21 protein-coding genes are annotated in these 24,140 nt (G+C 30.5%); 20 read left to right on the top strand and 1 reads right to left on the bottom strand.

Annotated features, from left to right (window positions below; genetic code table 4):
* Window positions 1–32: 32 nt before the first annotated feature.
* From AACK91_RS01895 to pheT, 4 genes are all read left to right on the top strand, one after another.
* On the top strand, window positions 33–1,568 hold the full coding sequence (locus AACK91_RS01895) for an NAD(P)H-hydrate dehydratase (protein WP_338963670.1): 1,536 nt from the start codon (window positions 33–35) through the stop codon (window positions 1,566–1,568).
* A 100-nt stretch (window positions 1,569–1,668) separates the two neighbouring features.
* Window positions 1,669–4,887, top strand: a complete 3,219-nt coding sequence (locus AACK91_RS01890) for an ABC transporter permease (RefSeq protein ID WP_338963669.1) — start codon at window positions 1,669–1,671, stop codon at window positions 4,885–4,887.
* A gap of 304 nt (window positions 4,888–5,191) precedes the next feature.
* Window positions 5,192–6,229, top strand: coding sequence for a phenylalanine--tRNA ligase subunit alpha (pheS, locus tag AACK91_RS01885; protein ID WP_338963668.1), 1,038 nt, complete (start codon window positions 5,192–5,194; stop codon window positions 6,227–6,229).
* Window positions 6,230–6,236: 7 nt separating this feature from the next.
* Window positions 6,237–8,636: a phenylalanine--tRNA ligase subunit beta gene (gene pheT / locus AACK91_RS01880; protein ID WP_338963667.1), complete on the top strand. Its 2,400-nt coding sequence runs from the start codon at window positions 6,237–6,239 to the stop codon at window positions 8,634–8,636.
* A gap of 19 nt (window positions 8,637–8,655) precedes the next feature.
* Here pheT and AACK91_RS01875 read toward each other — a convergent pair whose 3' ends face one another.
* Window positions 8,656–9,498 (bottom strand): MurR/RpiR family transcriptional regulator, encoded by an 843-nt coding sequence (locus AACK91_RS01875; RefSeq protein ID WP_338963666.1) that lies wholly within the window; start codon window positions 9,496–9,498, stop codon window positions 8,656–8,658.
* Between the two features lie 292 nt (window positions 9,499–9,790).
* Between AACK91_RS01875 and AACK91_RS01870 the strand changes: the two genes are divergently transcribed.
* The 16 genes from AACK91_RS01870 to AACK91_RS01795 all read left to right on the top strand — a co-directional run bounded on the left by AACK91_RS01870 (window position 9,791) and on the right by AACK91_RS01795 (window position 24,139).
* Window positions 9,791–10,033: a hypothetical protein gene (locus AACK91_RS01870; protein ID WP_338963665.1), complete on the top strand. Its 243-nt coding sequence runs from the start codon at window positions 9,791–9,793 to the stop codon at window positions 10,031–10,033.
* Between the two features lie 46 nt (window positions 10,034–10,079).
* Entirely contained in the window at window positions 10,080–11,042 is a 963-nt protein-coding gene (locus tag AACK91_RS01865; protein WP_338963247.1) for an IS1/IS1595 family N-terminal zinc-binding domain-containing protein, read from the top strand.
* Between the two features lie 188 nt (window positions 11,043–11,230).
* Window positions 11,231–12,193, top strand: coding sequence for an IS1/IS1595 family N-terminal zinc-binding domain-containing protein (locus AACK91_RS01860; RefSeq protein WP_338963247.1), 963 nt, complete (start codon window positions 11,231–11,233; stop codon window positions 12,191–12,193).
* Between the two features lie 188 nt (window positions 12,194–12,381).
* Window positions 12,382–13,344 (top strand): IS1/IS1595 family N-terminal zinc-binding domain-containing protein, encoded by a 963-nt coding sequence (locus tag AACK91_RS01855; RefSeq protein WP_338963247.1) that lies wholly within the window; start codon window positions 12,382–12,384, stop codon window positions 13,342–13,344.
* Window positions 13,345–13,611: 267 nt separating this feature from the next.
* Complete coding sequence (rpmF, locus tag AACK91_RS01850; protein ID WP_338963664.1) at window positions 13,612–13,788, top strand: 50S ribosomal protein L32; 177 nt, start codon at window positions 13,612–13,614, stop codon at window positions 13,786–13,788.
* Between the two features lie 217 nt (window positions 13,789–14,005).
* Window positions 14,006–14,437 (top strand): division/cell wall cluster transcriptional repressor MraZ, encoded by a 432-nt coding sequence (mraZ, locus tag AACK91_RS01845; protein ID WP_338963663.1) that lies wholly within the window; start codon window positions 14,006–14,008, stop codon window positions 14,435–14,437.
* Between the two features lie 3 nt (window positions 14,438–14,440).
* Window positions 14,441–15,382, top strand: a complete 942-nt coding sequence (gene rsmH, locus AACK91_RS01840; protein WP_338963662.1) for a 16S rRNA (cytosine(1402)-N(4))-methyltransferase RsmH — start codon at window positions 14,441–14,443, stop codon at window positions 15,380–15,382.
* 37 nt (window positions 15,383–15,419) lie between these two features.
* Window positions 15,420–16,763: a cell division protein FtsA gene (locus AACK91_RS01835; protein WP_338963661.1), complete on the top strand. Its 1,344-nt coding sequence runs from the start codon at window positions 15,420–15,422 to the stop codon at window positions 16,761–16,763.
* Between the two features lie 39 nt (window positions 16,764–16,802).
* The gene (gene ftsZ, locus AACK91_RS01830) at window positions 16,803–18,041 is read left to right on the top strand and encodes a cell division protein FtsZ (protein WP_338963660.1); all 1,239 of its coding nucleotides are present in this window, start codon (window positions 16,803–16,805) and stop codon (window positions 18,039–18,041) included.
* Between the two features lie 2 nt (window positions 18,042–18,043).
* Entirely contained in the window at window positions 18,044–18,472 is a 429-nt protein-coding gene (locus tag AACK91_RS01825) for a cell division protein SepF (RefSeq protein ID WP_338963659.1), read from the top strand.
* Entirely contained in the window at window positions 18,465–18,923 is a 459-nt protein-coding gene (locus tag AACK91_RS01820) for a hypothetical protein (RefSeq protein WP_338963658.1), read from the top strand. Before AACK91_RS01825 ends, AACK91_RS01820 begins: the two co-directional genes overlap by 8 nt.
* A 96-nt stretch (window positions 18,924–19,019) precedes the next feature.
* Window positions 19,020–19,214, top strand: a complete 195-nt coding sequence (locus tag AACK91_RS01815; protein ID WP_338963657.1) for a hypothetical protein — start codon at window positions 19,020–19,022, stop codon at window positions 19,212–19,214.
* Between the two features lie 15 nt (window positions 19,215–19,229).
* Window positions 19,230–19,634, top strand: coding sequence for a hypothetical protein (locus tag AACK91_RS01810; protein ID WP_338963656.1), 405 nt, complete (start codon window positions 19,230–19,232; stop codon window positions 19,632–19,634).
* A gap of 239 nt (window positions 19,635–19,873) precedes the next feature.
* On the top strand, window positions 19,874–22,603 hold the full coding sequence (gene ileS, locus AACK91_RS01805) for an isoleucine--tRNA ligase (RefSeq protein WP_338966557.1): 2,730 nt from the start codon (window positions 19,874–19,876) through the stop codon (window positions 22,601–22,603).
* Window positions 22,604–22,635: 32 nt separating this feature from the next.
* On the top strand, window positions 22,636–23,223 hold the full coding sequence (lspA, locus tag AACK91_RS01800) for a signal peptidase II (RefSeq protein ID WP_338963655.1): 588 nt from the start codon (window positions 22,636–22,638) through the stop codon (window positions 23,221–23,223).
* Complete coding sequence (locus tag AACK91_RS01795) at window positions 23,216–24,139, top strand: RluA family pseudouridine synthase (RefSeq protein WP_338963654.1); 924 nt, start codon at window positions 23,216–23,218, stop codon at window positions 24,137–24,139. Before lspA ends, AACK91_RS01795 begins: the two co-directional genes overlap by 8 nt.
* The last annotated feature ends 1 nt before the right edge of the window (window position 24,140 follow it).

Genomic DNA, 24,140 nt, shown 5'->3' with positions numbered 1-24,140 from the left:
TTGACTATAATTAAGTGAGGAGATGAAAAACTATGCTTTATATTACTAACCAAGCCGATAGTAAAAAAATTGATGATTTTATTTTTAACCAATTAGAAATTCCCGCCATTAAATTAATGGCCAAAGCAGCAGAGGGATTATTTAATCATGTTAATTTAACGGTTAATAATTTTTTAATTTTTAGTAATGTTGGAAATAATGGGGGCGATGGGCTTGCTTTGGCAAAATTAATTAGTGATTATGATGCCACTAAAAAAGTGCATGTTTATATTTGTACTTCTAAGGCAGACTTTGATGCGGCAAAGACACCAGAAGTGGCACATTACTATCGCCAATTAAAATCTTTAGCTAATGTAACAATTAGTTTTTTAAGTGATGATCTTGATAAACTACTTTTATGAGCTGAATTTATTGTTGATTGTATTTTTGGGATTGGATATCAAGGTAAAATGCCAGCAGCAATTGCTGAAATTATTAAGAAAATTAATCAAGTCCAAAAATATGTTTTATCGTGTGATATTCCTAGTGGAATTGATAATGATAAAGCAATAATTCCAACAATTTTAATAAAAGCTAATAAAACAGTTACTTTTTTTACTTATAAAACAGCATTTATTATTTATGATATTATTCCTTACTTATGAGAAGTTGTGTTTTGACAGTTAGGTTTTCATCCAAAGGCTGTCAATGATATTTGTTCACAATTAGTTAATAATAATCTATTTTATAATAATAGTATTAAGTTACAATCACGACCATTAATTTCACATAAGCGGGATTATGGTAATTTAATTATTTTTGCTTCAAGTTTAGAGTATGTAAATGCTGGAACATTAGTAGCTAATATGGCTTTAAATGCTGGAATTGGTTTAGTAATTTGAGCGGTTTCGCCCGAAATATTAGGAAAAACCAATCATACCACCCCAGAAGTGACCTTTTGTGATTCTTATGATCGTAATCGTATTTTAGATTTACTAACAAATAAAGTTAACATTGTTGCTTATGGAATGGGAAAAGGAAAAACAGAGCGAACATATAATACTTTAAATTATATTTTAGATAATTATAAGGGGCCAATTGTTGTTGACGCTGATGGCATTAATGTTTTAGACCCGCCATTATTGCGTAAATTACGTGGCCGTGGTGTTTTAACCCCTCATGTCTTAGAATTATCACGATTGATTGCTAAAAGTGTTGAAGAAATTTTACAAGACCGGGTAAATATTGCAAAAGAATTTGCTAATAAATACAAGATCATTGTTGTACTAAAAGGTTATCAATCAATTATTACAGATGGTAATATTGTTTATATTAACGGGACGGGGAACCCTTATATGGCAGTAGCTGGGATGGGCGATACTTTAACTGGTTTAATTGCTAGTTTAATTGGACAAGGTTATGAGTTATTTGAAGCTGCCATTATTGGAACTTATTTGCATGGTTTTGCTGGTGATGAAATTTCGCAATATAAAAAACCATTGTTACCAACCGATATTATTGAACAAATTGGTTATGTTTTAGCAGAATTAATTGATTCGAATAACGATTATCATAGATTCTCAAAATAAAAAATGGACCTATTTTTTATTGTTATATTAAAATAATTATATTATTCCTTGATATAATAAAAAAAATTAGGGCAAAAATACGATTCAACGGGGAGACATTATGCGTCAAATTTTAAAAAGTTACTTAAAATCATATTTTAAAAACTGAATTGAAGCCACAGGTTTAATTTTGTTTGTAATTATTATTATTGCGACGATTGCCGGGATTTTATCTGGGGTATTACAATATAAACTAAAATATAATGATTTAACTAGCACTTCTCAAAAATGAGATTATTTTTTTGTTGGTGCACCAGATGAATATAATGACAACTTTATTGAAAACTATTATTTACATAATGAATTTATTGATAAAAATAATCATAAAATTAAAGTAACTGGTGAAACAAACCAACCAATTTTAGATCTTAATAGTATCTGATGAAAAGCAACGGAAGCCACTTGTGCATCTGTCTCGAACCCTGCATTACAAAAGAATTGTCGTTATGGGCAAATTATAAATAAACTTGGAGAAATTGAAGCAAGTCGTGGCACAAAGACCAACATTGACGGTATTAATCCAATTGCCTGATCGTATTTTAAAAAATATGATTATAATCAAAGTAAAGAATTATTGACAAGGTTATTCACTCAAACAATGCCAGCAGCATATTCAGCTGGTGTTTTTGAAACAATATCAATTACACAACAAACTACACCAAATTATAATTTTGCAATTACTGCTGCAGTTGTTCCAAATTTAGCCAATGGTGGGGGTAATGTTAATTTTAACCAATTAAAGTTATACCAAGGGCGTTTACCAACAGCAGATAATGAAGTTGTTATTAGTAGTTTATTTGCTGAACAAAATAAGTTTAAAATTGGTGATATGATTGCTATTATTCCAACTAAACCAGAATTTAGTTTAAAAATCGTTGGAATTGGAAATAAATTAGATAATTTTATTACCGGAACAAGTGGCGGGTTACGACCAACAAATAATAATGATATTCGTCAGTATGGCGTTTTATTTACAACCCCAACTATGATTAGCACTTTAGCTGATGCTAATGCAAAAGGTGAATTAGGGATTACTAAATTTAGAGTGTCACAAAAAGCTTTAGTTAAGTTAAATGCCTCAGAAGCAATTCTAACCTTAAAAAATGATTTGCATCAAGCTTATATCAATCCAACAACAACATTAGTTGCTTATGATGATGGTTATATTGCAACGCAAACACAAAACATTAACATTCAAATTATTTTGTATAGTGCTGTTGGTAGTGTCTTATTATTTTTAGGTTTTGTTTTTATTAACTATACAATGAAAAAGGAAATTAATAAAACCAGGCGTCAAATTGGGATTTTTAAAGCATTTGGTTATCGGACAGCAGAATTATCCTGGGTTTTTTCCACAAAATTCTTTTTAACAATGTTCTTGGGGGTTGCGTTAGGTTATTGTTTTAGTATTCCAATTCAGTTGTATGTCAATACCTTGTATACCCCAGGATTATTAATTCCATTTGCTTTAATTTATGCCCCATGACAGTTTATGCTGATGTTGTTTTTGGTGATTCCAATCTTATTTACCGGGTTATCATTTTTGTTTATTTACAGTTATTTGCGCAAGCCAAGTTTAGTGTTAATTAACGGTGCTGGAAAATTACGTTTTAATTTTCTAGTAATGGGGATTAAGCATATCTTTCAAAAAACTAGTTTTTTATTTCGAATTCAGTTAGCATTTACGTTAAAAGGTTTTTTAAAGTGAACAGTTGTAATGTTTATTTTCTTTATTTCGTCATTATTATTTATTATTCAATTTAATGCTTCGGATATTTTTGGTGATATTGTGCAATCTTTTAGCAATGTTTATCAAAAAGATGTTGACCATCGGTTTCAGTTTCCTAATACATTAATGCTGGCAGCACGTTATCAGAACCCTAGTGGTGAAGAAAAGTTACAGTTAGTTAATAATAATCATTTTCAGGTCGTACCAACAGCAAATGTGGAACAAACCCAAGCTGCTTCGTTGGCTGCTTTTCATATTCTTGCAACTGATATTCATCAAAATCCGCGGAACCCTGCTACTTTAAAAAAACTGCTTGATTATCAACCAATTAACAAGTCAGTTTATTTAACTGATTTGATGTCAGTTATTAATGACTTATCAACTATGGTCGGGGTGTCACCGCCAGATTGATTAAAAAATCTCGTTAATTGAACTGGAATCATTGACCAAAGCCAAGTTAAAACGGTTCTTACTTTTAATACCTTATATTATAATCCGCAAACTGAATTACCATTAATTAATTTGCCAGTTACCCCAAGCATTAATGAAACAGCAGTTACAAATGATTTTGTTTTAAAAGGAATTGAACCCCAAATATGGGCTAAATTTTATCAAATGCAAGGAATTGATCAGCAAGTTGTTGCTGATTTATTAACAACGCCATTAAGTCGCACCACCATTCCAGCGATAATTTCAGAAAAAATGGCACGATTGAATAATTTACAAATTGGTGATGGCTATGAATTTACGGTTAAAAATACTTTAACACCATATGATATTTCAATTGTGGTCAAAGGGATTATTAAGAATGATACCACGCGTCGTAATATTTTTGTTAATGCTGATGTTATTCGTTATTTTTTCCGTGATTTTTATGGGCAACCAGTTCCTGACTTATATAATGGGGTAATTTCGCAAGAAATTATGGTGCATGATAAAATTAATCCAAAAGATTTATTAACTGGTAAACAAAATTACAAGATTACGTTACAAAACCTAACAATTAATATTTTTAACCATGATCTTACAGATAGTTTCCAAAAAATTATGCAGACCATAACTAGTGATGGAACTGATATTAGTATTTTTACGGGACTTAATAATGTTGAAATGATTGCTTTACAAAAACTATTAGCCCAAGCAGGATTAGGGGTTTTAAATGATTCCTTGTTAATTTTACAAACTTTAAATGGAATGATTATCTTTATTATTTTAGCAGTAATTACTTCATCAGTAATTGACGAAGCAAGTCAAATTATTTTAACAATGCGAGCTTTAGGATATAAACCACGGCAAGTAAACTTTATTATTATTGGTAATTATGTCTTTGGTGTTTTATTAATGTTTTTATTAGCATATGTTATTTCATTACTAGTGTGGTACTTTGCAATTGATATTATTCTCCATCAGTTTAAGTTTGTTATTAATTTACAATTAAATTGACAAACACCAGTTAAAGTTGGGGTTATTATTAGTGTAATTTTAGTCTTATCATGACTATTATCAATGTATTTGGTAAAAAAACGGAAACTAAATGAACTAACAGAATAAAATGGGTTATAATGTAATTATAAAATTTCAGATTAAATCTTTGAATTAGGAGTAGTGCTTTCTAACTTAAGGCACAGAGAAGTTATGGGTGGTGGAAATAACTGCTTAGGTGGTTAGGAATTCACCTAAGGAGAGCTGCTAATCCCAGCCGGATTATTATTTTGATAATAATTCGTTACCTGTAATTAAGGCTAATTTATTAGTAAAAAAAGGATGGTACCGTAAGTAATTATTCCTTGTTTATATTTTGATATAAGCAAGGTTTTTTATTACTTAATAATCATTCAAAAGAAAGGAAAAAACCATGGAAAAAGAATTAGAATTATTATTCACCACAGCAACTGAAAAAATTAACGCCGCAACAACGACGGCTGAATTAGCGGCGTTACAATTAGAATATCTCGGGAAAAAATCAATTTTAAATGAACTTTTAAAGAAAATGAAAGATATTAGTAATGAAGAGCGTTTAACGGTTGGCAAACGAGCAAATGTTATTAAAACAACATTAACAGAATTATGTCAAGCAAAGAAAAGCGAATTAGAAAATGTAATGGCGATGGCAATGTTTGAACAAGAAAAAATTGATTTGTCATTACCGGGATATAATTTAACATTAGCAACAAAACATCCGTTAAACCAAGTTATTGATGAAATTTCACAATTATTTCAAGAGTTAGGTTATGATATTGTTTTTGGAACCGAAGTTGAAGATGATGAATATAACTTTCAACGGTTAAATTTACCAATTGGTCATCCAGCACGTGATATGCAAGATACCTTTTATATTACGAAGAATACTTTATTACGAACACATTGTACAAATATGACAGCACGTGCAATTTCGCAAATGAAAAGAAAAGATGAAATTGTCGCAATGATTTCAACAGGGAATACTTATCGGCGTGATGATGATGATGCAACACATTCGCACCAATTTATGCAAGTGGATGGTTTTTTAATTGCTCCGCACACTAGTTTTGCTAATTTAAAATGAACAATTCAATACTTTTGTCAAAGAATGTTCGGTGAAAATACTAAGATTCGTTTACGACCAAGTTTCTTCCCTTTTACCGAACCTTCGGTTGAATTGGATGTTACTTGTGTTAATTGCCATGGTCAAGGTTGTTCAATTTGCAAACAAACAGGATGAATTGAAATTATGGGGGCTGGAATGATTAATCCTTTGGTTTATCAAGCTTGCGGTCAAGACCCAGATTTAACTGGGTTTGCCTTTGGGATTGGGATTGAACGAATTGCAATGATTAAATATGGGATTGATGATATTCGTCGGTTTTATACAAATGATGTTCGCTTTTTAGAACAGTTTAAGAAATTTGATTAGGAGGTCCATGATGATTATTACAAGAAAATGATTAAATAAATATATTGATTTTGAAGATATTACTAATGATGAAATTGCTGCGGCATTAAATAGTTTAGGGTTTGAGGTTGAACGCACTCATAATTTTGATCGTAATAGTAACGTTGTTTGTGGTCGCATCCAAGTTGTAAATGAAATTCCTGACACGCATTTAAAATTTTGCTTAGTTGATACAGCACAAGAATTAGTTGATCCAATTGTTTGTGGGGCTAAAAATCCAACTGAAAATGGTTATGCTGTTGTTGCAAAACCAGGAGCTGTTTTAGCAAATGGGATGAAAATTGAACCACGCCAAATTAAAGGATACGCTTCGGAAGGAATGTTGTGTTCGTTAAGTGAATTAGGTATTTCTGAGAAGTATTTAACAGACCAAGAAAAAGATGAAATTATTTTAAGTTTTAATGAAAAAGAAGTTTCTTATGACATGATTGGAGCTGATGATGTTTTAGTAAAAATTGGTTTAACAGATTATTTATTTGAAATTGATTTAACCTTAAATCGAAGTGATTGTTTAAGTGCTTATGAATTGGCCCGTGAATTGGCCCGTTATTTTAATAGTGAATTATATCCGTTAGAACTTGAATCAACAGAGAATTTAAAAGAATATCAAAATCCATTAAAAGTGACGTTAGATTCAACTGCTGTAGAATCAGCCATTAGTGTTAATGTCAAGTTGACAGCAGAACAAACACCATTAAAACTGGCGGAACGAGTATGATTAAAAATTAATGAATATAAATCAGATGTTACTGATCCATTGGGAGATTTAGCAATTAAAACAACGTTAGAAACAGGACAACCATTATTAATTTATGATTTTAATAAAATTAAAGGAACTTTAGAAATTACTGATAATTATGAAAATGACACTTTTGCAATTAAAAAAGGTGATTTAGTTGTTGTTGATGGTGATGAATTTGTTGAATTAATTGGGGTGCGGGTAAATCCAACGTATGCTGTTAGTGCCAAGACTGTTGAAATTACTGTTTTAGCATTACATTTAAATCATATCGTTATGCGTCAACAACAACGAAAAGTTGGGATTAGTAATATTAATTTACAACGTTATATTAAACCACTTAGTTATGCTACAGTTGGGTTAGGACTATCACGTTATTTATACTTGTTAAAAATTAATGGTTTTTTAGAAGAATTATCTGCTTTAAATTTTATTAAAGAATATAAAAAAGCAGTTGAACCAATTAGTATTAGATTAACTGAAATTAACGAGTTAATTGGCCATAATTTTCAGTTAGTAGATATTAAAACTTTATTAGAACCATTAGCGTTTCGCTTACAAGAAACAGGGGAAAAACTATTAGTAACTCCGCCCGTAACAAGAACTGATATTTTTCAAAAAGCAGATTTAATTGAAGAAATTGCGCGTTTGTTTGGTTATGATCAAATTACACCACAGCCACCAATTCTTCCTAACATAGCAAAAGCAAAACGCCCCTATGAAAAAACAATGAAGAATTTTGAAACATTTTTGTTAAATAATGGTTTTTATCAAGCAAAAACTTATGCTTTAGTTAGTACGAAGGAAATTGAAAATTTTAACTTTTTTGGTTATCAAAAACCATACCATTTATTATCACCATTATCCCAAGAACACGAAGTAATGCGTTTAAGTTTAACAAATAGTTTATTAGAAAGTATTGCTTATAACAATGCCCGCAATAATAAAAATATAAAATTATTTACGGTTGAAAAAATTTATGCCAATGATGGGGAAAATTATTATCATGGGGCATTTGTTAGTCAAACAGAAATTGTCAAAAATAAAGCAACTGGCGAGCAATTAACAAATTCATATTATTATATAAAAAGTTTACTAGAAGCTTATCTTGAAAGTGAACAAATTGATTTAAATATGTTAACTTATCAACCAGCACCAGCAAATAATGTTTATCATCCATATCAAACAAGTGAAGTTTGATTAGAGAAACAATTATTAGCGGTGGTTGGTGTGGTTCATCCCGTCTATAGTAAAGAACATGATTTAAAATCACCAGTTTATTTTGGTGAAATTAATTTTGAAGTAATTTTTAATTATTTGGCAAAAAAAAGAACTTTCTTTGCCGATCTTTATAAGTTTACCCCAAGTAGTCGTGATATTTCAATTTGAGTTCCAAACGAATTAAACTATCAAGATATTAAAGCAACAATTTTAACAGAAGTAAAAGATGTTGTTACAATGGAAGTGATTGACCAATATTTTGATGAAAAAACAATGCCAAATCATCGTGCTTTAACAATTAGTTTTACTTTTAATAATATGATAAAACAATTAACAGAAGCAGATGTTAATCAACAATTTGATAAAATTAAAGCTAATTTAGCAACGTTAAAATTACAAATTCGTTAAAAAAATGAAACAGATTGCTCTATTTCATTTTTTTAACATATTCATGTCATTCATCAATTGCCAAGTAATAATCTTGGTATTCTTCATTATGAGTTGGATGGTATTTGGCAATTAGCATCCCAAATATTATATTAATTAACATTAAACGTGAAACATAACGAGGATTATCAACATAGAAATTTAAAATTTCTGTATTTTCTAAAGTTAATTTTTGAACATTAGGGGGACCTTTATATTCTTTGTTAATTGTTAATAAAATAATTTGAACATTACGTTTTGTTGCAATTTCAATTAGAAAATGATATTCAGCATCTTGTAAACTTTTAGAAACTAAGATTAGGAGATCTCCTGAACCAAGTGTTTCAATGATTTGAATTGTTGCATAATAGTTTGATAAATAAGTTGAATTATATTTTAAAACATTTAAGTGGAGATTTAAGTTATCACAAATTAAGGAATGACGACTAATTCCTCAAATAACAATACGGTTACTATTATGAATCGTATCAATAATTTGTTCTAACTGGTTTATTTTTAAATTGCGATAAGTTTCATCCAAAGCATAGGTATGTAACTTATAAATATTATCAATAACATTATGTAAGGTTGTGTCATCTTCTTGGATATCAAATTCCTTAATATTATTATATTTTCCAGCAACTCAGACTTTGAATTTACTATAATTTTCAAAACCTAATTTTTTAATTAATCGACTTAATGTTGATGTATTAATAAAAAGACTGTCAGCTAATTCATTGATAGTTAATTCTAGAACACTCTGAATGTCATTATTTAACTTTTCAATTAATTGAATTTGTAATTCAGTTAATTGTTTTTCTTTGTCACATGTTATTATTTTCATGGCGGCTCCTCATTTTTACACATTTGCGCTTTAAACATAAATGTATAATTATATTATAACAATAATTTTCCAAAAAAATTTTATTCATCAAATTAATTGTAGGGAAAAATCTGTTAAAATTAATAGTAAATGGGGGAAAATAATGATTTATACAGAAGCAGATTTGATCAAACAACCAATAATTACCATTGAAACAGCTCTAATTATTACTGATTAATTATTAGCTTATTCACCAAATATTAAAGCGCTAAATGATGTTTTTATTACCGGGGTTCTTACTTATCATGCAAGTTTGAATGCAGTTAATGTTGTTGCAACAATTCAAGGCGAAATCGTTGTTGAAGACGCCCGAACTTTAGAACATTTTAAGGTCCCAATTAATTTAAAATGAAACGATGAATATAGTTTTAAATTTTTTAAAAAAAGTGATATTAATTATTTAAATGAACAAAACTTTGATATAATAAAATATGCGTGAGATGAAATAATTATGAATATTCCCTTTAATTTTGTCGAAAACTCTTGATATTTATAAAATATACCTAAAATTAGGTATATTTTTAATATATAGAGGTAAATAAATGATGAAAAAAATAATTACAGAATTAATAAATAGCTTAACAGATGATCAATTTTTAGAATTTTATGAAAAAATAAAACAACAAGCAGACTTAATTAAAAAACAAAAACGTTTAAATGAAATTGATCAAAAATTTAGAGATAAAGGCATTATATGTCCTAATTGCAAATCTTTTCATTGTGTTAAAAATGGTCATAATTCCGAAGGAAAACAAAAATATTTATGTAAAAAATGTCGTGCTAGTTTTGATGCATTTCGTCATCATTTTACTTATTGAAGTCATTTAAATTATGAACAGTGAAATTTATTAATTCAAATTTCATTGTTAGGACAATCTAGTAAAATAATTTCTCGTTTTATTAAAACAACCCCAAAAACCGCTTGATATAATCGACAAAAATTAATGCAATCAAAACAATTAGAAAATACACAGTTAAAATTTAAAAAATTAAATGGTCAAATCCAAATGGATGAAACATTTATTAAAGAAATTCATAAAGGCAATTTTAAAGATAAATTTGATAAACGAAAAACTCATCTCGATCCATTTTCAACTGATACCAAATGCTGTATTCAAATGGCAGTTGATAGCAATAATAATATTTTTGTTCAATCCACCAATACCAAAAGATTACAAAAACAATGGATTATTGAAAATATGAATAAGCAACTAATTAAAGAAAAATCAATAATTATTTCTGATATGCAACCACTATATTTATTAGTAGCAAAACAAACAAATTCTACTCTATATTCCACCAAAACTAGTACAAACCCTGATACTAGTTATCAAAAGTTAAATAAGATTAGTAAATTACAATCCAGTCTTAAAGAAGCCTTAATTCATTATCATGGTTTGGGTTTCACTAATATTCAAAATTATTTAAAGCTCTGAAAATGAAAATACCAACACAAAGGTTTAACACCAAACCAACAATCAACGGTATTATATTTTAACGTTTAAAAAATTTAAAGCAAAATCATAATCTTACACAAAATTAGTTTTCAAATTGTCATATTGATGATTTTTTTTATTTCATCAAGAGTTTTCGACAAAATTAAAGAATATTCCCTTTAATTTTGTCGAAAACTCTTGATATTTATAAAATATACCTAAAATTAGGTATATTTTTAATATATAGAGGTAAATAAATGATGAAAAAAATAATTACAGAATTAATAAATAGCTTAACAGATGATCAATTTTTAGAATTTTATGAAAAAATAAAACAACAAGCAGACTTAATTAAAAAACAAAAACGTTTAAATGAAATTGATCAAAAATTTAGAGATAAAGGCATTATATGTCCTAATTGCAAATCTTTTCATTGTGTTAAAAATGGTCATAATTCCGAAGGAAAACAAAAATATTTATGTAAAAAATGTCGTGCTAGTTTTGATGCATTTCGTCATCATTTTACTTATTGAAGTCATTTAAATTATGAACAGTGAAATTTATTAATTCAAATTTCATTGTTAGGACAATCTAGTAAAATAATTTCTCGTTTTATTAAAACAACCCCAAAAACCGCTTGATATAATCGACAAAAATTAATGCAATCAAAACAATTAGAAAATACACAGTTAAAATTTAAAAAATTAAATGGTCAAATCCAAATGGATGAAACATTTATTAAAGAAATTCATAAAGGCAATTTTAAAGATAAATTTGATAAACGAAAAACTCATCTCGATCCATTTTCAACTGATACCAAATGCTGTATTCAAATGGCAGTTGATAGCAATAATAATATTTTTGTTCAATCCACCAATACCAAAAGATTACAAAAACAATGGATTATTGAAAATATGAATAAGCAACTAATTAAAGAAAAATCAATAATTATTTCTGATATGCAACCACTATATTTATTAGTAGCAAAACAAACAAATTCTACTCTATATTCCACCAAAACTAGTACAAACCCTGATACTAGTTATCAAAAGTTAAATAAGATTAGTAAATTACAATCCAGTCTTAAAGAAGCCTTAATTCATTATCATGGTTTGGGTTTCACTAATATTCAAAATTATTTAAAGCTCTGAAAATGAAAATACCAACACAAAGGTTTAACACCAAACCAACAATCAACGGTATTATATTTTAACGTTTAAAAAATTTAAAGCAAAATCATAATCTTACACAAAATTAGTTTTCAAATTGTCATATTGATGATTTTTTTTATTTCATCAAGAGTTTTCGACAAAATTAAAGAATATTCCCTTTAATTTTGTCGAAAACTCTTGATATTTATAAAATATACCTAAAATTAGGTATATTTTTAATATATAGAGGTAAATAAATGATGAAAAAAATAATTACAGAATTAATAAATAGCTTAACAGATGATCAATTTTTAGAATTTTATGAAAAAATAAAACAACAAGCAGACTTAATTAAAAAACAAAAACGTTTAAATGAAATTGATCAAAAATTTAGAGATAAAGGCATTATATGTCCTAATTGCAAATCTTTTCATTGTGTTAAAAATGGTCATAATTCCGAAGGAAAACAAAAATATTTATGTAAAAAATGTCGTGCTAGTTTTGATGCATTTCGTCATCATTTTACTTATTGAAGTCATTTAAATTATGAACAGTGAAATTTATTAATTCAAATTTCATTGTTAGGACAATCTAGTAAAATAATTTCTCGTTTTATTAAAACAACCCCAAAAACCGCTTGATATAATCGACAAAAATTAATGCAATCAAAACAATTAGAAAATACACAGTTAAAATTTAAAAAATTAAATGGTCAAATCCAAATGGATGAAACATTTATTAAAGAAATTCATAAAGGCAATTTTAAAGATAAATTTGATAAACGAAAAACTCATCTCGATCCATTTTCAACTGATACCAAATGCTGTATTCAAATGGCAGTTGATAGCAATAATAATATTTTTGTTCAATCCACCAATACCAAAAGATTACAAAAACAATGGATTATTGAAAATATGAATAAGCAACTAATTAAAGAAAAATCAATAATTATTTCTGATATGCAACCACTATATTTATTAGTAGCAAAACAAACAAATTCTACTCTATATTCCACCAAAACTAGTACAAACCCTGATACTAGTTATCAAAAGTTAAATAAGATTAGTAAATTACAATCCAGTCTTAAAGAAGCCTTAATTCATTATCATGGTTTGGGTTTCACTAATATTCAAAATTATTTAAAGCTCTGAAAATGAAAATACCAACACAAAGGTTTAACACCAAACCAACAATCAACGGTATTATATTTTAACGTTTAAAAAATTTAAAGCAAAATCATAATCTTACACAAAATTAGTTTTCAAATTGTCATATTGATGATTTTTTTTATTTCATCAAGAGTTTTCGACAAAATTAAAGAATATTCCTATTAATTTATCAAAAAATAGTGATAAAATAATTAGTGGTGATTCAACTTGGTAAGTTTTTTCAGAAGATGAATTTGCAGCATATCAGGCCACTCAAGTGGATTCACGATGAGAACAATTACACGAGAAATTGGTTAAAACAACAAAGGAGGGGAAATAATGGCAGTACCATTTCGCAAAACATCCAAACAGGCAAAAAGAAAACGCCGTACCCATTTTAAATTAGTTGGGGCAACTTTAATAGTATGTAAAAATTGTGGGGCAACAATTAAGCCACACAGAGTTTGTCGTGAATGTGGATATTATAAGAATAAAGAAGTTGTTAGAGTTGATTAATCTAATATTTCATTAACCTGAGAATCTTGTTAAAGATTCTTTTTTTTGTTTTGGTTAAACCAAAGGGAAAAGTGGGAGCATCAATTAATCTTGGTTAAAAACCGGAAAGTTTTAATTGTTAAAAATTACTGTTTTTTGTAAAAAAATTACTAAAAGTGTTGCAAAGTGGGAAATATTATCATATAATATGTAGGAAAGTGGGGGAGAATGGGATAAAATGGCGTTATTAGGAACTTACAACCATACTTTAGATGATAAAGGAAGATTAACAATTCCTTCTAAAATGCGAGAGCAATTTAAAGATGAAAAAGTCTTTATATCTCTTGGTTTTGATGGTTGTATTGATGTTCGTAATGAAGCAGAATGACTGAAGTGAACGGAAAAAGTTGCTTCAACAGGTCAAGCCACACCCGAAGGGCGGGCATTAACACGGAAAATCATGTCAATGTCGGATGAAACTACTTTCGATAATGCTGGACGAATTAAAATCTTGTCCATTTTACAAAATAAAGTAAGTATTACTAAAGATGTTGTGATTATTGGAAATAACGATCACATTGAATTATGAGATCCGCAAGTTTGAGAAACTTATATTGACCAAGCACCAGGAATGGAAGAAGCGGCGAAAAACTTTGAGGAAAAAATTTAAGCGATGGAATTTAAACATCAAAGTGTTTTATTGCAAGAAGCAATGAGGGGGTTGAACATCATTCCCAATGGGATTTATGTTGATTGTACCTTAGGACGAGCTGGTCATAGTCTTGAAATTTTAAAACATTTAGCCACTGGAAAGTTATATTGTTTTGAACAAGATGAAGAAGCAATTGTTGCTTCTCAGCAGGTTTTACAACAAAGTAATTATGATAACTATGAAATTATTAAAAATAACTTTGTTAATTTAGCGGCTGAGTTACAATTACGCCAAATTAAAACGGTTAATGGCATTTTATATGACCTTGGCGTTTCATCCCCCCAATTAGATGATGACAAACGGGGCTTTAGTTATCGCTATGATAGCATGTTAGATATGCGGATGAATCAGCAACAAATATTAACAGCTAAAACAGTTATCAACACTTATTCTATTGCTGCTTTAGCAAAGGTTTTTCAAGAGTATGGGGAAGAACCATTTGCAAAAGTTATTGCCAAAAATATTGGGATTGCTCGTGCTGAACAACCAATTGCAACAACATTCGAATTAGTAACAATTATTAAAAAAAGTTTACCGCAAAAAGTTCTTAAGAAAGCAAAGCATCCCGCAAAACGCATTTTTCAAGCGCTACGGATTGAAGTAAATCAAGAATTAGCGGTTTTACAAGCATCGTTAGAACAAGCAGCAAAAATTCTAGCTGTTAAAGGACGGTTAGTTGTTATTTCGTTTCATTCGTTAGAAGATCGCATTGTTAAAAAGTATTTTCAAACGTTAACACAAGATCCAAACTATGAAATTAATCAACAATTACCAACGGCATCGCATTTTGAAAGTAATTACCGGATTATTACCAAAAAAGCAATTGTCCCAGCGGTGGATGAACAAATACTTAATCCTCGTAGTACTAGTGCAAAGTTACGAATATTAGAACGGGTGAAATAATATTCAACTTAAAAAATATTAAAGGGGGGTGAGCGAAATGGACTATAAATTAAAAGAAGTTTATGCTGTGTTAGAAATTAAAAATTATAGTTTTAGTTTTATGGTTGGTGTTTATAGTGAATCACAAATTAAAGTGCTCTATAAAAGACATCTTGAATATCGTTTTTGTGATAATGGAGTCATTATTGATGAAAAAAATGTTGCAAAAGAATTAGCGAATTTAATTAAAGATGCTAATCGCCAATTGGGACTTGAAATTGAACGGGTGGCAATTACAGTTCTGGCTAATAATATGACAATTAAAACTTCAACCAAAATGCTAAATTTAACGCATGACCGTTTGGTTACTAAGAATGATATTGATTCATTAATTACGTTAGCAAAAGAAGTACCATTATTAGATGATGAAACAGCATTCTTTATTAGACCATATCGTTACATTCTTAATGAACAAAAAGCATTATCATCGCCACCAATCGGGCAGGCGGCGCATAAAGTAAGTATTAAGGCAATTGTTTATGTAACAAAAAAACAAATTATTCAAAGTATTTTTGCTACTTTAAAATATGCCAAAATAGAAATTATGGGTATTCTTCCAGAAGGGTTTAGTCTTGCGTGAAATCTTGCATCACCAGTTGATTTGCAGAATGGGATTACAATTATTGATTGAGATCATGACAGTATTAAAGCTTACGTCTTTGTTCGTGAAACTTTATCTAACCAAATTATTATTCCGGGTGGAGTTAAAAAAATTATTAATCGGTTACGTCATATCTTAAACTGTGATAATAAGCAAGCACTAAAGTATTTATATAAAATTATTAATTTAAATAATAATAGTAAAGATAATTTAATTATTTATAGTAAATATGATCATCAACAACAAAAACAATTAAATTTGACCCATTATGATTTAAAACGAATTGTTAACCATGTTTTAAGTGAAGAAATGGAAACATTAAATGAAAAATTGGCACATAGCTTAGGGCGCTATCATTATCCAATTGTTGTTATTGGTGAAATTTTACGAATTAGTGGGTTTAAAGAAACCTTATTGGCTTTAAATAAAGACCGTAATATTTCAGTTTATACGGCGCCAACATTAGGGGCAAAAGAACCATGAACGACCGGTCTCTTAGGGAATATCTACTATCAACATTTAGCAAACAAAGTTAGCGCAACAAATGTTCAATCAGTTGATCATCGCTATATTCGTTATCTAAATAATAATCTTGATAAAAAACAGCGAATGTTACCACCGAATGAGAATGGTCAACCAGGTGGTTCTGGTGGAACACCACAAGGGGTCGTGAATCTTAATCAACAACATTTTAATAGTTCACAACAATATCATCAAAAATATTACCAAAATATCAAATAAATAGTACAATATATATATAAAAATGGAGGAGTTAAGGTTATGGACAATTTTGATAATTATGAACAAGTTGCGTCAATAAAGGTCATTGGCATTGGTGGAGCTGGTAATAATGCTGTTAATAGAATGATTGAAGCTGGTGTCCAAGGGGTTGAATTTATTGTTGCAAATACTGATGCCCAAATTATTAGTGTTTCAAAATCAAAAAATAAAATTGTATTAGGGAAAGAAACATCAAAAGGGCTTGGAGCAGGTGCTAATCCTGATGTTGGCCGTCAAGCAGCAATTGAATCAGCAGAAGAAATTAAAGAAGCGTTAAAAGGCGCTGATATGGTTTTTGTTGCTGCTGGAATGGGTGGCGGAACTGGAACTGGGGCTGCCCCAATTATTGCGAAAATTGCAAAAGAACAAGGTGCATTAACAGTTGGAATTATTACGACTCCATTTTCTTTTGAAGGACGTGCTCGGAACAGTTATGCGATTCAAGGAACCGATGAATTACGTAAATATGTTGATTCATTAATTATTATTTCAAATGACCGCTTATTAGAAGTTATTGGGGGCGTGCCATTAAAGGATTCCTTCAAAGAGGCGGATAACATTTTACGTCAGGGAGTACAAACAATTACCGACTTAATTGCGGTACCATCATTAATTAACTTAGACTTTGCTGATATTAAAACGGTAATGAAAAGTAAAGGTAATGCTTTGTTTGGAATTGGAATTGGTTCTGGAAAAGACAAAGCAATTGAAGCGGCTAATAAGGCGATTATTTCACCATTATTAGAAGCATCAATTCGTGGGGCAAAAGATGCCATTATTAATGTTACTGGTGGAAACACATTAACCTTAAATGACGCTAATGATGCTGTTGACATTGTTAAACAGGCAATTGGTGGTGAAATTAATATTATCTTTGGAACTGCTGTTAATGAACATCTAGATGATGAAATGATTGTGACAGTTATTGCCACAGGGTTTGATGAAGATGAAAATTTTTTAAACCCCGATAATAATTATTGTGCTTCAGTGGAAGAATATGAAGAACCTTCATCAAAAACAGCGCCACCTGAAAATGCTGATGAGGATCCAGAAGACCAAGATGTTGTCCGTAAGTGCCCAAGTTATTTTAATAATTTACAAGAAAATGCTGGCCGCGAAACAGCAAATGCCAGCCGTCGAATCAATGCGTGAAAAGAACATGTCAATGAGAATAATCGATCAGCTGATAATGATGATGACGATGATGATTTACCACCATTTGTTCGTCGTAGTTGATAATAATGAGCATTTTTAAGAAAAAACCTAAAAGTATTTACGATTCTCAACCACGAATTGATTTTAATGACACTGCTGCTGTTGAACCAATTGTCCAAACCGATCGCAAAGAAGATAACACCCCACAAGCACCAACCGTTCCTTTTCAAAAGGTTACTTTTGATGCGTCAGAACCAGCGCCGAACGTTGCAACTAGTGATGAAACTAGTTCAACGATAAGCACTGGTTTTGTTGCAGATAGTTATAATGATGCTCCGAAAATGGCTGATTTATTATTAAGCAAAGGACAGTTAGTTGTTCATTTGGAAAAGTTATCAAAAGAAGAGCGAATTCGGTTGTTAGATTTTATGACCGGGGTAATGTATGCGTTTGATGGGGATGTTCAAAAGTTAGAACATAAGACTTATCAATTTATGATTAGAAAAGATGCTTAATAAAACTCAATTATTACAACATTACCAGCAAGATTATGATTTAATTAATAAAATTAAGGGTTGGTGTGCCCAAGCACGCCAAGGAAAAATTGTTGCAACCGGTTTTCTTGATTTACGCCAATTAGCAATTTTAACGGCAATCCTTCGCCAAGAAAAAATCACTGATTATAGCATTCACGAATCATTTGTGAATGGCTTTCGGAAGACGGTTACTTTTAATAGTACCCAGGATAATACGATTATTCTGACAACCCCGCAACCAACTCCCACTATTTTACAACATCATCTTGTGCCGGGGTTCATTTTAAACCAGTTACAGTTAGATTTGCGTGTAATTGGTGATTTATATGTTACTGCGACTATGATATCTTTAAGTGTTTTAGCAAAAATTGGACCAGTGTTTACTAATACACCACTGGTAATTCAAAAGCATGTTCTAATATGACACTAAGTACCATCACCCGTTGTCCTTGACCACCAGTTTACGATTTTTACTAAAACAGTTAAAAGTTTACGGTTAGATGCAATTGTTAGTGCGATTTGTAATTTGTCCCGCCAAAAAGGGCAAGCTTATGTTGAAGCAGATAATGTTTATGTTAATTTTTCGGTGGTAAATAATAAGACTTTTCAAGTTGCTTGTGATATTATAATATCAATAAGGCGGTATGGTCGTTTTAAAATTAATGAAATTATTCCGAGCAAAAATCAACATTATCTAATTACAATTGCAAAATTTGCATAAAAGGTAGGGAAAGTTATGGCAGAACAAGATAGAGACTTACGAACAGTTATTCGTGAACAAAATGAAATTATTGAAAAGTTAACATATGATAATCGCCAATTAGTCCAACGGTTGCAAGAATTACAACATTTAGAGCATATTTCGCGCTATAACATTGAGAAATCGCGGGAAGCCTTTGAAGTTGCTAGTCATAACGCTGGGCGAATTATTATGAAAGCAGTTGATTTTTCATATGCGTTTAAAGATGAAATTGCCTTATTATTAGAAGCAATTGATGATCACCGCCATAATCCGCAAAATGTCTTAAAAGTAATTGATGAGTTCTTAGAACGTAATAAACGAATTTATGCTTTTTCAATTAATGATGGGGAACGGATTACGGAAATGATTAAGAAAGAAATTATTAACAAAATTAGATAAATAGTGTAAGATTTATTTATAAGAAAACAAACCACAATTATTTGGCCCTTTTATCGCAGCAAGGTTAGGAAGATGAGAGCTAATTATAAAACCCAAATAATTATCCCTTGTTTTTACAACTAAACAAACATTGTAAAAAAAGGTAAATATTGCCAAGATATTTATAAAGTAAGATGGTACCGCGTGTTATTAGCGCTCTTATAGTCTTACTTTTTTTATGACAGAAAGGAATGATTTTGATGAACTATAAAGATACCTTATTAACACCAAACACTTTATTTGAGATGAAAGCAAATTTAACTGAAAAAGAGCCAAAAATTCAACTGGAATGATTACGTAATAATGTTGTGAGGGGGCGTTATCACCATAATGCTCATCAGCCACCATTTATTCTCCATGATGGTCCGCCGTATGCTAACGGTGACTTGCATGTTGGTCATGCCTTAAATAAAATTTTAAAAGATTTTATTGTTCGGTATTATAACCAAAAGGGTTACTATAGTCCGTGAATTTGTGGGTGAGATACGCACGGTTTGCCAATTGAAACAGCCGTTGTTAAAAGTGGGGTTGATCGTAAAACAACACCGCCCGTTGCTTTTCGACAAATTTGTCGAAAATATGCTTTAGAGCAAATTGATAAACAAATTGAACAATTTAGTCGTTTGGGGTTATTTAGTGACTTCACAAACCACCGTTACGTGACCTTAGATTTAGAATATGAATTAGAACAATTACGATTATTTCAAACAATGGTTCAAAAACAATTAATTTATCGTCAGTTAAAGCCAATTTATTGATCACCATCAAGTGAATCAGCGTTAGCAGAAGCTGAAATTGAATATGAAGAATTATCAGCGCCTTCAATTTATGTTACTTTTAATGTTACAACGGGAAATAGTCTAATTAGTCCCGGAACAAAAATTGTTATTTGAACAACAACACCATGAACAATTCCAATGAACCAGTTGTTAGCTGTTGGCGCAGAAATTGTTTATGTGGAAGTATTAGTGCAGGGGGTAAAATATTTAGTTGCTAAAGCATTATTAGAAGCGATTCAAACAACGATTGGATGAGAAGAGGTTCACATTTTACAAGAAGTTAGCGGAACTGCCTTAGTTGGAATTGTGACGAAACATCCGTTATATGATCGTGATAGTATCGTTTTTCTTGGCCATCATGTGACAACTGAAGCTGGAACAGGGATTGTTCATACTGCCTCGGGATTTGGTGAAGATGATTATCACATTGCTCGTGCCAATAATATTCCAATTTTTGCCCCATTAGATGATGAGGGAAAATATACGAAAGAAGTCAATGATGAAACATTAACGGGTGTTTTTTATGAAAATGCTAATAAAATGATTGGTCAACGGTTAGAACAAGAGGGGGCTTTACTAAAATTAAAATTTATTAAGCATAAACATCCAATTGATTGACGAACAAAAAAACCAGTTATTTATCGTGCCACTGCCCAATGGTTTGTATCAATTGAAAAAATGAAACCAGCACTGTTAGCTGAAATTAAAAAGGTACAATGAAATCCGTCGTGAGCAGCAAAACGAATGGAAACAATGATTGAAAATCGCCAAGATTGATGTATTTCACGACAACGGTTATGAGGGGTGCCAATTATTGCTTTTTATGATGAAAATAATGTCCCACAATTTAATTCAGAATTGATTGACCATGTTATTAAATTATTTCAACAAGCAAAAACAACAGATATTTGGTTTGAATGAACTGCTGATCAATTGTTACCACCAGCTTATCAAAAGCGACAATGACGCAAAGAACAAGATATTATGGATGTGTGGTTTGATAGTGGAGTTAGTAATTTAGCCGTGACAAAAGCACACCAATTACCACATCCTGTCAGTGTTTATTTAGAAGGGATTGACCAATTTCGCGGATGATTTAATTCTTCTTTAATTAATTCTGTTGTTGCAACCGGACATGCGCCATATCAAATTGTTTTATCACATGGGTTTGCGAATGATGAAAAAGGTCGTAAGATGAGTAAATCATTAGGAAATGTTATTTCGCCGTTAGCAATTACTGCTCAATATGGCGCTGATATTTTACGAATGTGAGTAGCTGCAGTTGATTATCGTGATGATGTTAAAATTGGGCCAGATATTTTAAAACAAGTGGCGGAAGCATATCGAAAAATCCGTAATACGTTGCGCTTTTTATTAGCTAATTTAACTGATTTTAACCCCGCAACTGATCTTCGTGATGATTTAGCAGAAGTTGATTGATATGTTTTACACTTAGCGCGTGAATTTCAGCAAAAAGTTAATCGCAACTATGAAGAATTTAACTTTAATAATGTTTATATGTTAATCAATAACTTTGTGACAACAACATTATCGAAGTTTTATTTAGATTTTACAAAAGATATTTTATATATTGAAGCAATGACTTCATCGCGCCGAAGAGCAGTCCAAACAACGTTATATTATTTATATCGTATTTTAAGTGATGCGTTAAAACCAATTATTCCGCATACAATTGAAGAAAGTCACAAGTTCATTAAGTATCCACACCAACAAAGTTCTGTTCATTTTGAAGAAAATTTTGTTTTTAGTAAACCAATTAGTTTAGAACTAGTGGCAAAGTGAGAACAAGTGTTAAAATTACGTGATGATGTCAACAAAGAGTTAGAATATCGTCGTGAACGGAAAGAAATTAAAAAATCATTAGAATGTCAATTAACGATTGCCTTAAAACCAGCTTATGCTAAATTAGCAACAATTGCTGATTTACATCAAATCTTTATTGTTAGTGAAATTATTTTTACCCCTAAGCATAATAATTTAACTGAATATGAAACAAGTTATATTACAGCGCAAGAAAAAGATGGCTTTAAATGTCAGCGTTGTTGAATGATTTACGAACATTTAAATGCGGAAAATAATGATATTTGTGATCGTTGTTTTAATGTTTTATTAGCAAAAAATGTGCGATAATAATAGCAATGAAATAAAAGGAGTTAGAAAGAATGAGAGAACGTACAAAGCAATTTTGGCATGATGTTGGTGAATATTTTAAAAGTCGAAATTATATTTGAAAATTTAAGCTCCAAATTTGCTTACCAATTTTTATTGGTTTATTAATTTTAGATATTATTACAAAGCAATTAGCCTTTCATTTATTATCCCATGATCCTTATGCCCCAGAAGTTAAGTTTCTTGATGGTTTTATTAATTTTAAGTTTGTTATTAACAAAGGCATTGCTTTTGGAGCAAATGCTGATAATTTAGTGGCAACAATTATTGGTGCGGTGCTAATTACGATATTAGCTTTTATTGTGTTTTTATATATTAATAGTAAAACAGCAGCGATTGGTTTAATTATGATAACTTGTGGTGGGTTTGGTAACTTAATTGATCGTATGTGAAACCAAGGGGGAGTTGTTGACTTTTTAGCATGAATTCTCTTTCCACCATATAGTATTTTTAATTTATCTGATACTTGAGTAACATTTGGGGTTGTTGTTTTAGTATTAGCAATTATCATTGAAATTACGCGCTTTTATCGTGACCGTGCGCGAAGTAATCGCGAAGAAAGTATTGTGAATAATGAATAAAATTACTTTTGTTGCATCAACAAGTGGGCGCATTGATAAAGTGTTAGTCGCATATTTTGCCACAACAGCAACGATCTTTTCACGAACAAAAATTCAAGAATTAATAACCCAAAACCAAGTCCAAGTTAATGACCAATTTGTGCACCAAAATTATCTTGTCCAAGTTAACAATGATACAATTACTGTTACTTTACCATCGCCATCAACAACAAACCCAACGCCAATGGCAATGCCATTAACAGTGTTGTACGAAGATGATGTGTTATTGGTAATTGATAAACCAAATAATTTGGTTGTTCATCCTGCCCCGGGGCATTTAAATGACACCTTAGTTAATGCTTTAATTGCCCGAAGTGAAGATTGATCAACTGTTAGCGGTGAATTGCGACCAGGAATTGTCCATCGGATTGATCGGCAAACAACAGGAACATTAATTATTGCTAAAAATGATTTTATTCATCACCAATTGCAAGAACAAATTCAAACAAAGCAATTACAACGACGATATTTAGCCCTGGTGCACGGTAATATTGTTGAAACGCGAGCAAAAATTGATGCGCCAATTGGTCGCGATCCGCAAGATCGCAAGAAAATGGTTGTCACAGCCAAAAATTCTAAAAAAGCAGTGACTAATATTCTTGTAATTGAGCGCTTTAATGATTATACTTATATAGAGTGTGAGTTAGAAACTGGTCGCACGCATCAAATTCGAGCGCATTTAAAGTATATTAATCATCCGGTTGTTGGTGACCCACTATATGGGACGGTCGCTGATAAAAAGGAATCATTTGGCCAATATTTGCATGCTTATCAGTTAACTTTTATGCATCCAATTACAAATCTTCCAATTACGGTATCAGCAGCATTACCGTTGGAATTTGAAAATAAATTAGCAGCATTACGCACGAAAGGATAGG

The sequence above is a fragment of the Spiroplasma endosymbiont of Sarcophaga carnaria genome, assembly GCF_964019595.1.
Lineage (GTDB): Bacteria > Bacillota_I > Bacilli_A > Mycoplasmatales > Mycoplasmataceae > Spiroplasma > Spiroplasma poulsonii.
The sequence above is the reverse complement of the archived record's forward strand: the minus strand, read 5'-3'. Positions and strand labels throughout refer to the sequence as shown.